General features: G+C 59.0%; 9 protein-coding genes and 2 pseudogenes. 3 read left to right on the top strand and 8 right to left on the bottom strand.

Annotated features, from left to right (window positions below):
• Nucleotides 1-1,064: 1,064 nt before the first annotated feature.
• The 8 genes and pseudogenes from ACKWRH_RS05870 to ACKWRH_RS05835 all read right to left on the bottom strand — a co-directional run.
• Nucleotides 1,065-2,816, bottom strand: coding sequence for a relaxase/mobilization nuclease domain-containing protein (locus ACKWRH_RS05870; RefSeq protein ID WP_445222326.1), 1,752 nt, complete (start codon nt 2,814-2,816; stop codon nt 1,065-1,067).
• Between the two features lie 246 nt (nt 2,817-3,062).
• On the bottom strand, nt 3,063-3,785 hold the full coding sequence (locus ACKWRH_RS05865; protein ID WP_445219689.1) for a lytic transglycosylase domain-containing protein: 723 nt from the start codon (nt 3,783-3,785) through the stop codon (nt 3,063-3,065).
• A gap of 188 nt (nt 3,786-3,973) precedes the next feature.
• A complete protein-coding gene (locus tag ACKWRH_RS05860) occupies nt 3,974-4,480 on the bottom strand; it encodes a S26 family signal peptidase (RefSeq protein WP_445219688.1) in 507 nt (168 codons plus the stop codon).
• Nucleotides 4,480-4,944 carry a DUF2840 domain-containing protein gene (locus ACKWRH_RS05855; RefSeq protein WP_445219687.1) on the bottom strand — a complete coding sequence of 155 codons (465 nt, stop codon included), beginning with the start codon at nt 4,942-4,944 and terminating at the stop codon, nt 4,480-4,482. Before ACKWRH_RS05855 ends, ACKWRH_RS05860 begins: the two co-directional genes overlap by 1 nt.
• Nucleotides 4,945-5,264: 320 nt before the next feature.
• Nucleotides 5,265-6,161, bottom strand: a pseudogene (locus ACKWRH_RS05850) (replication initiator protein A); the annotation flags it as partial.
• A 3-nt stretch (nt 6,162-6,164) separates the two neighbouring features.
• On the bottom strand, nt 6,165-6,443 hold the full coding sequence (locus tag ACKWRH_RS05845; protein ID WP_445219686.1) for a helix-turn-helix transcriptional regulator: 279 nt from the start codon (nt 6,441-6,443) through the stop codon (nt 6,165-6,167).
• Between the two features lie 471 nt (nt 6,444-6,914).
• Nucleotides 6,915-9,614, bottom strand: a complete 2,700-nt coding sequence (locus tag ACKWRH_RS05840) for a PAS domain S-box protein (RefSeq protein ID WP_445219685.1) — start codon at nt 9,612-9,614, stop codon at nt 6,915-6,917.
• Nucleotides 9,615-10,009: 395 nt separating this feature from the next.
• A pseudogene (locus ACKWRH_RS05835) lies at nt 10,010-10,348 on the bottom strand (IS66 family transposase); the annotation flags it as partial.
• A 335-nt stretch (nt 10,349-10,683) separates the two neighbouring features.
• Here ACKWRH_RS05835 and ACKWRH_RS05830 point away from each other — a divergent pair.
• The 3 genes from ACKWRH_RS05830 (at nt 10,684) to ACKWRH_RS05820 (ending at nt 13,748) form a co-directional block, all read left to right on the top strand.
• Complete coding sequence (locus ACKWRH_RS05830; protein WP_445219684.1) at nt 10,684-10,818, top strand: hypothetical protein; 135 nt, start codon at nt 10,684-10,686, stop codon at nt 10,816-10,818.
• Nucleotides 10,819-11,477: 659 nt separating this feature from the next.
• Nucleotides 11,478-11,783: a hypothetical protein gene (locus tag ACKWRH_RS05825; RefSeq protein WP_445219683.1), complete on the top strand. Its 306-nt coding sequence runs from the start codon at nt 11,478-11,480 to the stop codon at nt 11,781-11,783.
• A 105-nt stretch (nt 11,784-11,888) separates the two neighbouring features.
• Complete coding sequence (locus ACKWRH_RS05820) at nt 11,889-13,748, top strand: NAD(P)-binding protein (protein WP_445219682.1); 1,860 nt, start codon at nt 11,889-11,891, stop codon at nt 13,746-13,748.
• Nucleotides 13,749-14,475: the final 727 nt, after the last annotated feature.

The following is a 14,475-nucleotide window of genomic DNA, read 5'->3' as shown; positions in this document are numbered from 1 at the left end:
AATCGAGCATTCAGGTTGCGGGAAGCGTGAGACAGATCTGACGGCTACAATAATAATTTTAGCCGCTCGCAGCGCGTGGCCCTTCCGTCGTAACGATGCAAGCCTTTGAGCCTTAACGACCGAAAAGCTTGCAGTTTGCGGCCTCCGGCTGACGCGAGGCACGGAACCTGAGCCTTCATCGGCGCCGTATCGTTCGGGCGGCTTCCGAAGAGTGTGGCGACGAGGAGCGAGTTTTAGTTAAGTTGTAGGACGCCTCGGGGAACGCACCCCATCGCTCCATGTGATAATTCGCAGATAGGGCCCAGAAGTGACTAGGCGGCTGTCTGCCTGCTTGGCTTTGGTGGCGAACTCCTCGCTATCGCTCGGACTCTACATCGTTAACGCCCACCGATGCCGACGGTGAAATTGCTGATGATGAGGTACGATAGAACGCCTTCAATTTGCCCCCCGCCGCCACAGCCCCCGCGCTGATCGGTGAAGCGCGTGAAATCGCGCAGTGGATGGTTGTCGCGCCCCCGGGAAATCCGTGCAAGGCAGGTAAGCAACATCGGCGCTCACGCGCCAACGATCCAGTAACATAGCTCAGCGCTGATGCCGATGCGCAGCGCATTCCGGTTGGTGTCTTGGCTGCGAACTGTCCCTTGGTCGCCCGGCGTCAGACCTCGATGCGAGCCCATCGAAACAGATCCTGACTCGCAGCGAGCATACCCTTTAGTTGCTCGCTAGGATGTCGCCTTCGCAACAAGACCGGTAATGCTTGAAACAAGTGCGCGTCAGGCGCCGGTCGTAACGCACAGGCTTCATGCTCGGCATCCAGCGGATGAATGGGTAAGGCTCTTTAGGGACTGTCTCGTCCTTCCTTACTTCTCGCCGCGACTTGCATTGAACCCTTTGGGGTGATCTGAGAGCTGCACCACCCGATGCTTCGGGGAGTGGAAGTACGGTCCCGACAGCGGCTTGTGGAAGTTCCTGTCAACCTTCCGGTAGCAACTCACGTCGGGCTTGTCGGCGCGGCCACGAACTATGGCTGCTTCGGCTGAGACCACTAGTCCCGCTTCATCAGGCTATATTCCCAATCCTCGCTTGCGGCCTAGATTCCATTCGACTCTGCCACTGAGCGTCATGGTGCCAGACACCTCTTTTCCGAGGTGCTGTTCCAAAGCTGGTCGCCATGGCACGAGCTCAAAGCCGAGCCCATCGTCAATCATAGCGAAACGTCCCGAGGCGAGCGTCACGCGCTGACGGTAGATGCCTGTCACATGATCGCCCTCGGTTGAGGGCTGATAGGCAAGTCCGGTAGTAGCCGAAAACTTGGCGCTAGCGGTTTGAAGCTCGCGCCGCTGCAGGGTAGCGAGCAAGTCACAAGCAAACACGACGCGCTGTCCGTACCGGCGCACGAAACCTTGCTCAACGAGGTGATCCAGGCGCGCATCCATTGCGGACCGGACCTCCGCGCCGAACCCGCCACCGCTGAGCGGTGGGTTTTTCGCGATAAGCTGCCGATCAAGCCAGGTGGCGCCCTTCGCTGTCACCTGCTCCTCGATCGACAGGTCCGAGCGAACGGCGAGTGACACGCGCCGCTTTCCGCTGGCATCAGCGTAGGCGCGCAGCTCGACGATAGCACCGGCTGGCGCATCGCCCGTATATTCAAGGTCGCCAAAGCGCAGATGATGGGTTCTGCCGTCGACGCCAGCCACGATCGCATAAGCGGTCCCCTTCAACTCATCATCGAGACCACGTTGAACAAGACGTCCAAGGACCGGATCGGTAGGCTCCTCTCCATGGAGGGCGAAGGTGCCGATGTCTGGCTCCCGACCGTTTTCACTCATCGCCCGATGCATGGTTTTGATGATGTCGCCGCGCATGCCGAGCTGGCGAAGGGTCTGCTCCAGCCCTGGCTTCAAGTTCCAGCAGGCGGGCCCTATGGGTTCAGCGAGGCCGAGGCGTTCGAGCTTGGCTGCCCTGCCGAGCAGAAGCTGGCGCAGTTCAGGATCCTCGCCATCGCGGCCGGGCCTGAGGTCCGCCACGCCGGCGCCGTCATCGCAGATGTTCCGCAGCGCTCGGTCGAGGCTGGTCCAACGCTCAGCGTCGACCTCTCGTTCGAGGCTGGTACGAATTTCCTGTTCGCTCCGGGGCCCAAGCTCAAGGGTGACACGATCAGCGGCGCGATCGCGCAAACCGCGGCTGATGTACTCGCGGCTGATTACAAGATCCTGTCCGTCGTCTGCACGCCCGCGAATAAGGAGATGGACATGTGGGTTGTCCGTGTTCCAGTGATCGACAGCAATCCAGTCGAGCTTGGTCGCGAGATCTTTTTCGACATCCCGCATCAGCTCGCGGGTGAATGCCTTCAGGTCACCGAGGGCCGCGCCGTCCTCGGGCGAAACGATGAACCTGAAATGATGGCGATCATCCGCGCAGCGCTCAGTGAAGCCCCGCTCGTCGGCTGCATCAGAGCTCGCGTCAAACATCGAGGCAACCCGGCCATCCCGTGTAACGCCATCTCGCTTGAGGTAGGCGACGTGCTTGCCTAGCGGGGCGGAACGGAATCGCGTTCCCCGGTGGCGCACCACGCGCGCCTTCGTGACCACACGCCGGGCATTTGAGCGCAAGCGGATCGAGATTGCCGCACGCCGGCCGCGGCCAAAGCGGGAACGGCTGCGGTCTGGACCTGACCGGAAGCTGTTGCCTACATGCCCTGCCCTTTTGGCAGCTCGCATGACCTGACCGACGAAGGTCTGCGGCCGCCTCGCGCCACGGTTACCATGGTCAATGCGACCGGGCCGGACGCGCAGGTCATCGTCGTGCACTGCCATGGCGCAAAACTGCCCTGTGCTGGTGAAGGATGGCGCAAGGAAGATTGATTCCATTAGGGTAATTTGCTGAATGGCTGGCAGGATCGTCTGCGCCGATGGCAAATTGACCAATCCAACCAATCACATCGGCCGGACCGACGGCCGGCCTTTTCCCTTGCCATCAGCGGTCGGCTAATCTCTGCTCGTTCCCTAGCACTCTCCAACTTGCGATAAGCTTCGAGGCTGCTCGACGAAATGCGATTGCGATCATCGGAACTGAGCTCCGGTTGATCGCTGCACAAAGAGCTGGGTCGCGCCAAGTACCAGCGCAGGCGCACTCAAGCTTGGGCGGTCGTTCGGACCGCTCACTGGATGCAGAGCTGATGCCGTTCTGGCAGTCGCCGACGAGCCGCCAGAGCGGTCAAAGAATAACACGGCTTGCTGCCACGGAATGGTATGTCGGATGACAAGAGTGGCATGCTCGTGCTGCTTCATCTCGATCAATCGTACGAGCCTGGCGACGTAAATCTCAGTTTCCTGAGGTAGTGGTTGCCCCGTCGCCAAGTACGCTTCGTAGCGCCTTGGACCCGCATTGTAGGCAGCGAGAAATCCTTCGAAACCAAACCGGTCCAGCATCTCGCGAAGATAGGCCGCGCCTGCGAGAATGTTGTCGCGGGGATCAAAGGGGTCGACACCGAGGTTGTAGCGAGTACCTAGGTCGACCCAGGTCTGGGGCATGATTTGCATCAGGCCCAACGCTCCCCGAAGGGATACGGCGCGTACGTCTCCACGGCTCTCGACTTGCAGCACGGCACGGATCCAGTGATCCGGGAGCGAAAATCGTCGAGAAGCTTCAGCCACGAAGGCAGGGTATGAATCTGCGTCCTGAGAGCTTGGCGATTGCGCGCCGGGCGTCGGTACTGCTGTCTCAGCCCAAGCGTCCGACGGCAATTTGAGAACCAGCACAGCTCCCAAGACGCAGACTGCCATTGCAGGGATCGAAGCGCTGGTGATTACGCTCGATAACACCGTGGTTCGCCGGTCCGTCCTCTGAGTGTGAGGTGACCGCCCACAAGCACCGCGCACGGTCGTCGTCAGACATTTGGCCGGGACGGAGTAGGGGTCCTGCGATCCATCGACTGGGGAGAGTTCATATCCACGAAGCGGGCCGAGCAAGATCAATCTCCCTTTGTCCACACAGGTAGGGCTTGTCCGATGACCGCAGATGCTGGAATTGGCCCGAAGTAGCGCCCATCGAACGAGTCCGCCGACTGCCAATTCATGAGAAAGACTTCATCTGGCGCTATAAGGCGGCATCCGAGCCACACCGGCAGCGGCCGCCCACGCGCATCGCGCTCGCTCGCCAGTCCCATCTCGATGCCGTCGACGGAGACGACGGGGCCATTTCTGCAAACGGATTGTCCAGGCAACGCCAGGACGCGTTTGAGCATGGGAACACCGATCGGCAGATAACCGTTCAGGTCAAGGAAGCTCGCAATTGGCTCAGGCGGCTGAACCGCTACGAGCTCAGTGACAGTCAATCCTCGCGCTGGTTGCAGACGATAGAGGCCAATCGGAACACTCTCCGAAGCGTTCCAGATATACGATGGCGGCGCATCTTTGTCCGAGCACAACGTGAGAGCTGCCGATCCGCAGATCGCAAGAATGATCGTTAGCCGTCCCATCAGAGCCCTCGTCTTCGACGGCGCAGCCAAGCCTGATGGCGTGCACGGGTGTAGGTTCGCGGGGATTCGCTGACAGAGAGACGGTTATGAACGTGATGCCAGTAATCTGGCGCAGCATCGGCAGGATTGATACCAAGAGCCTCCACGGCATCGATCAATTGCAGTGCGCGTTCGACCCTTGTCCATCCTGACAATCGCAGCAGGCTCTCTCCTCCGGGAGTGACCCAAGGGATGGTTGAATACCGCTGCCGTGGCGCCACGGCGCGCAAAATGTCGATGCGAGACAGAACGGTTCCAAAATCATTTGACGTCCAACGCACGAACGCGAAAATGCTGCCGGTCGCAAATGAAAGAACGCGGCGATGGCGGTCGATGATCTCTTCCGACACGGGCCGGCCAAACCGAATACGGTTCTCGATCCGCCCTTTGAGCCATAAGAGTTCAACACGTGTGAGATCATTCATCTGACGCCCCCTTGTTCGGGGACGTCTGCTGGCCATGCCAACAGGTGCTTATCCGCGCTCGATTGGCAGCAACAACATTGACTGCGGCCGAGCCGTCGGGGCGACGGCCAGCAATGGCTCTGTTGTGGAACCTTCGCGGCGGTCGCCTCGCTGATCGCAGACGAGAGGCCCAGATTCGTTCGAAGGAATAAGGATTCGCAGTTAGCAGAGTTACGGGAGCGGGAAGCAGCTGCAGAACAGAGCGTTAGCGGCAATCTCCGTCCCCAATAGCACGAACGTCCGGTCCCCGATGGCACGAGACTTCTGGTCCGTGATCGCAAAAGGTTTTCCCCCGACCGAGAGGTGCGCCCGCGCCTGCGCGATCGTTCTGGAATCGGATTGCGCCGGATTGGCGCGAAGCCCAATCTCTCGGCACCGCTAGCGTCACGCGTGATGACACGCCGATATCCGCGTAGCGTTTGACGACGGACGATCTGGCGCAGGTCGTATGCAAAGTTCTTGAGCGGGGGTCGGCTGCCTGAATTGAAATGGAGATGCACGAGATCAAAGCTCCAATGGCCCGCTTGACGGCCGCCATTTTTGCGTAAGAGGCGATAGAACCGGCGTTCAAATTCGCCAGTCAGATCGCAATAGGCGCGGTCGATGGTCAGCACGAGAGCTTCATTGAGAACACCCGTGTCGAACAAATCCAGCAAGATCATCTCGATTCCGAAGGCGAGGCCGAGCATAGCCGGCGTCTCCCTCCCTTCGTTGATCCAGGAAAGGCGATGCCGTCGGCGTTCGGTCGGCTGACGAATCGACGTCACGATCGTTGCTGATTGCAGCCTGTCGAGTGCAACGTCGTGGCGATCGTAGTTGCGCACGTTGGTGCCGGGGTCTGCGAAGGTCAGGATCTCGTAGGGGGTGGCGGCCAGCCGAGGCGTCTTCAGGCCAGCGTCGCGGGCCTCGACAATCTGCGAAGCGGCTCGGATCAAAATGTCCGCATCCCAGATGGTCGCCATGCCATGTTCCGGCACAACCTCCTCACCGATCGTGATCGTCCTGGGGCGAAAATCAATCGCCACAATCCGTTTCGACTTTGCCAAGGAAAAGAATAGATATGCCATCAAGTCTTGCGCGTCGTGCGGTGCCCGATCGCCGGGTACTGCGCAAAACAAATCGAGCTGATCGCGTTCCAAATGGCGCTGTTCAGAAGCAAAGGGCCTGAGGTCAGACATGGATTAGCGCCGCTCCTTGCCTGCATATGGAATGGGTGTGTGCCGTTTGGCGGGCAAGACCGTGCCGCGGCCAGGATCGCTGGTCGACGTCTTGGCTCCGCGATCTACCCAGGCTTTCAGGTCTTCAAGCGCATAAACGACGCGGCCACCGAGCTTGCGATAAGTTGGGCCCGTGCCATAGGTGCGATGCTTTTCAAGGGTCCGCCCGGAGAGCCCAAGAAAGCGCGCAGCTTCAGGGGTACGCAAGTATCGGGGCGGCAAGCCGGCGGTGGGATCGGGCATTTGAGAAGCTCCGTGGGCGTCTGGAGCGCGAGCGAGTTTGATCGCGCGCCGACGAGCATAATGGCGGAGTAGAAGTGCTTAAGGGGATGTCGAAGATGTGGGAGATGAATTCGGCACCCCCGCCCCGTTGCGAGTTGATCGGCGTCGCAACTCGCGGCCGTTGCTTCATAAAGTTAAAGGGCCCGAGGGCCCTTCTTGTCGCGAATGTCGACTTCTCACAGCGCTGGCTGGAGAGACACGCGCTCATATGGCTGCAAAATGGTGCAGAGCGCTGCGGAGCGGCTCCGGTGAACCCGGTTTTTGCGCAACTGCAGAAAAATCGAGCCGGGCGATCCCTTCCGGGATCGTCCGGAACTGCCACGAATTGGTCGTGATGCCCAGCTTCGCGAGTCCGAGCTCGCGGCTGTTTGCTCGTTTATTGGACCTGTATTGACCCGTTTCAACACTGCCTGCCCGCACGGACTTAAGGTCTCAAATAAGAACTTGAAGGTTCGCAACCGTCTGATTGTCCAAACACGACACGACCGGCAGGGCAAATCGAAATGTCGCACCCGGCTCTTGCTTGCGGACGATTGATAGGCGCCCTCCGTGAGCTTCAATGATCGAACGACAGATCGCGAGACCCATTCCAAGGCCGCTCGATTTCGTGGTGAAAAACGGATCTAAGATCCGGACTCTATCATCCTCAGTGATCCCGACGCCGCAATCAGTCACGGAGAGTTGCACGCGCCCCATATCGTCCCTGGATGACTGAATCGCCAATTCGCGCGTCCTGTCGTCAACTGCTTGCATGGCCTCGATCCCATTCATCACCAGATTGATGATCACCTGTTGCAGCTGAACCCGGTCCCCGAGGATCGTGGGAAGTGTTGGCGCCAACTCGGTTCGCAAGGTCACTTGGTGATTAACCAGCTCACGGGTCAACAGCGCGATGGCCTCATTAACGACGTCATTGATATCAAGCGGCACCATCTCGATATCACCCTTCCTCGCAAGCGAGCGGACCCTGCGGATCACCTCGCTTGCCCGTATAGCGTCGTCGATGATCCACCCCAGCGACCTGCGCGCGGCGGACACATCGGGAGTTTCGCGCCGGATCCAGCCCAAGCACGCATCGGCGTTGCTGACGATGGCCGCGAGCGGCTGGTTTACTTCGTGCGCGATGGAGGCTGTTAGTTCTCCCAGCGTCGTCACGCGCGTCACATGCGCAAGATCCGCTTGTGCCTTGCGCAGCTCTTGTTCGGCCTGATCTGCCCGTATCTTCGCGGTAATGTCGCTGCTGACGCCACGGTAACCGAGGAAGTTGCCGCTTACATCAAAAAACGGCTTGCCACTGGTCCGGACGTAGATCGCAGATCCGCTCCCGTTCACCGCGCGATAAATCAGATCGCGAAATGGGAGGTGTGCGTCTAGCATCACCCGATGCTGCTGCCATTTCTCGGGTTCTTCTTCGACGTCGCGCGCAATTTCCCAGCGAGGCAGCCCGAGATGCCCTGTGGCCAAGACGCCCGCAGCGCTGGCGTGTTCTGATATGAGGGTGACCACGTGGTCTGGCCCGGTCTCCCAGAGCCAGTCGGAAGCAGTTTCGGCGTAGTCACGAAAGCGCTGCTCGCTCTCACGTAGAGCAGCAAGAGTGTTTTCCAAGCGTTCCCGGGCTGCGTGTTGCTCGGTGACATCCATGTGCGTTCCGATGAGTTCGACGGTGGAGCCGTCGCTACCCAACACAGCGTGCGCAACTGAGTGTATGTGCCTTATCGTGCCATCGGGAAGACGGATTCGGAAATCGTATTCGAAGTTCCCGGTCTTTTGTTCGATAGCCTGACGCTGCACCTCCTGCTGCAGCGGCAAGTCGTCTGGATGGATGCGCGACCGGATGGCCTCAAGCGACACGGGCTCGTCCGGATCAAAGCCAAAGAGACGACTGACTTCGGCGGAGCGATATGCAAAACAGCGACGTTGACAGTCCCAGGACCAGGTGCCTGTGCGACTGAGCTGCTGCGCGTCGGCCAGATAGGCCTCACTACGTCGCAGTTGCTGTTCCGTCTGCTTTGCTGCCGTGATGTCCGTCGCCGCCCCGACAAATTCGGTATCACCAGACGCGGTTCTCGTGGCTCGTGCCAGCGCGTAAATGTGCTTTACCGACCCATCGGGCATCAGCAGTCGGTACTCGTGCTCAAAATCCTCGCCTCGAGACGCTCGATCCAGAGTCTCTTGGACGGAAGCTCTATCTTCTGGGTGGGTACGGTCAAGGACGTGCTGCGGTGTCGGTTTCGTTTCCGGATCGTACTGGAACATCCGAAAAGTCTCCTTGGACCAAAAAACCTCTCGAGTGGCGAGGTTCCAGCCGAAGCTGCCGGTGCGGCTCAATTCCTGTGCCTGGGCCAAATGGGCTTCGCTCCGCTGCAGAGCAAGTTCGGTTCGCTTTTGCTCGGTGATATCTTCGCAGGCGATGAGGACGATTGGCTTGTCGTCGGCCCCCAGCATGGACTTGGCGCTTTCGCGCACCCATAGCACCGAGCCGTCCTTTCTGACCTTCTGGATATCCCAGGTACGCGATTGGCCGATATCTGTAAGACACTCCCCGATGCATTTGCGGACGACCTCACGATCGTCTTCCAGAAAGACTTTCAGCACGGATAGGCCTACTAGTTCTGCTGGCGCATAGCCGAGTTGGGTCGCGCCGAAAGTATTGACGTTAAGGATCGTCCCAGCTTCATCGACCATGAAGTACATAGCCGGATTATGCTCGAAGATTGCGCGCCACAGTTTCTCGCGATTGTGCAGATCGGCCCCGCTGCGCCGTAACTTGGCTGCGACCTCGCGCGCAGCTTCCGTTTCGTAGCGGACTTTTCCGATCAAGTGCGCTCCGACAGTTGAGGCAGTAAAGAAAGCGACAACCACCAAAAGGTCCTGGTAGTCTTCGATCTGGAGACTGAACGTGGGGGGCGCAAACACGTAGGCTAAAGCAGCGACAGAGACGATGGAAAGCGCCAATGATGCGATGAAGCTGCCCATCAGCGAAAACAGCAGGATCACCACCAGGTAGGCGAACGCCGTCGCTGCGAAAGGGCTGTGAATATACAAGGAAGCCAGCGTTACCACCGCGAGCGTAATGCCACCGAAGAAAAACTGCGTCGCTGAACGTCCCAACATGGTGAGCTGGTTAAACATGCTTGTAGCCGTGTGGCCCTTCTGGCGGAGAGATCAATAATCAGACAAAAAATATAGCAATTTATTCCATTCCGACAGGCGCTCGTGAGCGGTTTCGCGTTCGACTGTAGCCGAAAAAAGGCGCATTACATACCTTCGTATAGTTGTCTTAAACACCAAATATCGAACGCTCATATCGGAAATCAAACCTTGGTCTTGCGCTTTTAGCTTTTCTCCTCGATGGCAAAAGCCGCCGCTGCAGCCCGGGTTGCCGCGGAGCCGGCGGAAAGGTGGAATTCAATCGCTGTGGATCCGCCGGATGGCGCTTCGCAGCGCACTTAGTTACTTACATCCATCGCCAGGAAGTCTGCCGTATCGGATATGGCAGATGACAATGGGCATGGCGCGGCTTTCTACTGGCGCGTCACCACTTCCAGCGTGCGCGGCACGTCCACACCGAGGCGGTGAAGGCGATTACTGTCGCAGCATTCACAAGCCGTCCGCCCATCGATATTCACTCGCTGCGGGGGAAGGTGCTCGGGGAAGGTCTGGCGCTCGGCGCGCTTGCGGGTAACCCTCTCGCCGTCGTCGTGTTGGCCACGGTCTATGCCGCTGCCAGCTCGTCCTCGGTGGCGTTGGCACTCGCTCTTCGGGTGCCAATGGCAACTGCTAGGTCAGCCGCGCCGAACACTCCGACCGTGGCCGTCAATCTGATACTTCAGCTTGGTGATCAGCAGCTTCTGCTGCGGTAGAACCTCTGAACGGCTTTCGGGGCGCAGCGAAAACTGCACCTGCGGGCCCAAGACCGCCACGAGGTCGATCGGGTTGGCGTTACGAAACCATCGACGATTCCCCCGCAGAAAGAGAATGTACATCCTGCCGCTTGGCGGCCGGTCGCACGACGGCCGAACCCAACTGTGCTAGGGGCCTGTGCCAGAACCGCGAAGCGCCCTTAGCAGTATGATTGAGGCGGCGCGTGGAAGCGCCAACTTCTCTCCGGCTCGCTTTTATGGTAACAGTAATCATGACAACATCAATTCGTGTTACCGCTAAGAATAAGCGAGGTCGCCCGCCAACTACAGGTAAGGGAGTGCAGATCGGCGAGCGGTGGCATGAAGCCGAGCTTGCTGCAATCGACGCATGGATCGCGAAGAGCGTCGAGGAGATGACGCGCGCTCAGGCCGTGCGTCGCCTGGTCCAGCTCGGGCTGAAGGCGAAGAAGTGAGCGGGAACACATTGAACGATCCGGGGTGACCATGAAACTGCTGATCGCACTAATCACGCTGCTTTTTGCGAGCGGCGCTTTTGCTCAAACTGCTCCACCCAGGGCAGCAAAGAAGCCATCCACTCACGTCGAGCCGCGGGCATCGATGGGTTGTAAACTAGTTGGGACGGTCAGAGGCACGAAGATCTGGGCAGGTGATTGCGTTGCTGCGACACTGCCGGTGGACACGCCAGCGCCGTCACCACCGCCCGCCCCGTCAGGCGAAGGCAACGCGCCCGCAGAGAAGCAGTGATGCGCTGAGAAGCCCTCCAGCGAGCCGCGGGACTCGGGCTGAAGGCGAGGAAGGGCTGAAGTGAGCGACGAGAATCCGCCATTGCCCCTACCGGATATGGTAGGTTAGCGCCACCACCGGATAAAGCTAAAGCCTACCAGTCTGTTCGCCGGCTTGAGCAAGGAATGGGCGGACCCGGGACCGATCTCAGCCGTGCGGCCATCAATGCCAAGGACAGCGGACTGTTCGTAACGCCGGTGCTCGTTACGCGCGGGCGTGCTCGAACGTGGGATCCTGCGGGGATTGGCGCGGGCGCAAGAGCGGGCTTGCACTCCTGGCGAGGCAGAGGCCGTGCCGAGGAATATTGTATGGGGTTTCGCGGTGAGCGGTGGGCACGATCCCGGTTCTCGGTGGCGAGAACGCCCAACGTGCCGGCAAGCCAGCTCTCGCGTGTTTTATCCAGGATGTCAGCGGCTGCTGCAGCCTTCGGGATCGCAAGGCACACCAGTTTGATTGCTTTTGGGCACACTCGAAGCTCTTCGGAGACAAGGTCGATGCCTACCAAGCGGTGGTTCGGTCCAACGCCAACACGTTGCTGCTACGTCCGCGAGGCCGCAAACTTCCTGGCTCACGCTTTCCGGCTGGTTTCGCATCCGGCCAGCAGATCGTGCAGCGCCAGCTCAAGACCGGCTAAACTTGGCCCTCCGGCCCGGTTGTCCGGTCCGCGGAAGATCCCATTGGCTGATGAGGAAGTTCGGACCGATCCTTCTCAGCAAGGCAACCAAGGACCAACCTTCAAATGATTAGCCGTCGCGATTGTCTGGCTGGTACTGGCCTTGCCATCGTCGCAGGTATGGCACCTATCGACTTCCTTCGGGCTGAACAGTTCTCACCTGACTATCCGCCAGCTCTGACTGGCCTACGCGGCAGCCATCCTGGCTCATTCGAGGCGGCACACGCAGTTGGACGCGAGGGTAAGGATTTCGAAGTTGCACAAACACCTGTGGAGGAAACTTACGATCTGGTGGTTGTCGGCGGCGGCATCAGCGGCTTGTCTGCCGCATGGTTCTATCGACAAAAGCATGGTGCTGATAAAACAATTCTCATCCTTGAGAACCATGATGATTTCGGCGGGCACGCCAAGCGCAACGAATTCACAATCAGTGGCCGGTTAATCATCGGCTATGGTGGCACAGAAACCATCGATTCCCAGCACACCGGCTATAGTGAAGTCGCAGCCGGCCTGCTCAAATCGCTGGCCATCGATGTCGATCGCTTCACCGCGGCATTCGACCGTACCTTCTACGCATCTAGGAATCTGAGCCGCGGTGTCTTCTTCAACAAGGAGAACTGGGGCGAAGACAAGCTCGTGACCGGCGATCCGTTCTGGATGGCAGCCGACGACCAACTCCCCAACCGGCTCAACGCCCGCCCGCTAAAGGCCTTCATCGCCGATTTTCCACTCGCGGAAGCGGACAAGGCGGCTCTCGTTGCCTTCCATGAAAAGCCTATCGATTACCTCAAGGGAATGGCCTTGGATGCCAAAGAGAACATTCTCGCCAGGACCAGCTATCGCGACTATGTCATGAAGCACGCCGGTCTGAGCGAGAAGGCTGCGCAGTATTTCCAAGGACGCTTTAACGACCTCTTCGCGTCAAGTTCCGACACGGTATCGGCGCTGACTGCGATGAACACCGGCTTTCCGGGCTTCGATGGCCTCGGCATGAATCCGGCACCGGCAACCGACAGGTATGCGGATGATCCCTATATATGCCATTTCCCGGACGGCAATGCCTCCATTGCCCGCCTGCTGGTCCGCAGCCTCATCCCTGCTGGGGCGCCGGGCACGACAATGGATGACATCGCCCTTGCACGGTTCGACTATAGCAAGCTCGATGAAGCCACTTCGCGGGTGCGCCTGCGCCTCAACAGCACCGCGGTGAATGTCAGAAACTTCGATGATCATGCAGATGTCAGCTATGTGAAAGGAGGCACGTTACGCAAGGTTCGGGGACGCAAATGCATCCTCGCCGGATACAACATGATGATCCCATTCCTGTATCCTGAACTGCCGGAGGAACAGAAGCTAGCGCTCAAGCAGAACGTCAAGATGCCGCTGATCTATACGAACGTGGTGGTGCGGACTTGGAAGCCGTTTCTCGAGCTCGGCATTCACGAACTCTATGCGCCAACCGGGACATACGCCCGCGTCAAGATGGATTTTCCAGTCAATCTCGGCGGATACGAACACCCGCAGGATCCGTCAGAGACGATGTGCGTTCACATGTACTGCGCTCCGACCACGCCGAATCAAGGGCTAGATGCGCGCGACCAGTCGAGGCTCGGCCGCCAGAGATTGCTCGAGACGCCCTTCGACAAGTTGGAGCACGATGTCCGCGACCAGCTCAGTCGCCAGCTCGCTGGCAGCAGCTTCGATGAAAGCCGCGATATACAGGGCATTACCGTGAATCGCTGGCCCCATGGCTATGCCTATTCTCCGAACAGCCTGTTCGACGACACGAATGAGATTGCGCACATGATGACGGTGGCGCGGCGCCCCTTCGGCAATGTTGCGATCGCCAATTCCGATTCCGGCTGGGAGCCCCTTACCCAAGCGGCCATCGATCAGGCTTGGCGTGCCGTCGGCGAGATCAGCTAGCAGGCAGGAATGACTGACCTGTGAGCCGCCCGCTCGTGTGGCGAGCCGGCTGCCTGTTTCGGACAAGGTTGCGCAGCTCGCGTTACGTCATGGCGTGCTTGGCCGTAAGTTCCGCACTCAGGGCTCTATTGCCGTTTCTCAAGGTTTCAAAGCGGCGTCGGTCTCGCTTGCTCGCGAGATGCCCATTATGGTGTGTGATGCGTGGGGGGAAGCCGAAGCTGACGCTCAATATAGTCCTTACTTTTTGCCCAAAGCATAGCGGATTTAGCAGATTGATTTTTTGGTGGAGATCCAAAGTTCTTCCAGATTGCGAGATGCGCCGATCGTCTCGTGAAAATAAAGTCCTTTCAAAATGCCCAAGCCGTCGCGGCTTAAGCGAGCGATCGATCGCGGCTCAGCCATGGAGCGCTGCGAATGGCAGACGAGCCGGGAATGGCGTGAAGCCCGGCTTCGCTTGAATAGGCGGATTATGTGCAGATGGAATTGGTCAGCCGTTTCCCTTGAGTTTGTCGCTCATCCTCTCAGGCAACCGCACACGTCTCAAATATAAGACCCAAAGAGTCTGCCTCGGACGCTTGAATCACGTCCGAACCGATGCCTTCAACCCGCAAAACCGGACATCGGCATTTCCGAGATTACCCCTTAACCGGCGCACTAAGCTTAGCCTCGAACGGCAACACTCGGAATGATATATGTTACACAAATTGTAAAAATGTTCAACGCGGGG

This window comes from Bradyrhizobium sp. Pa8 (assembly GCF_052588265.1).
The sequence above is the reverse complement of the archived record's forward strand: the minus strand, read 5'-3'. Positions and strand labels throughout refer to the sequence as shown.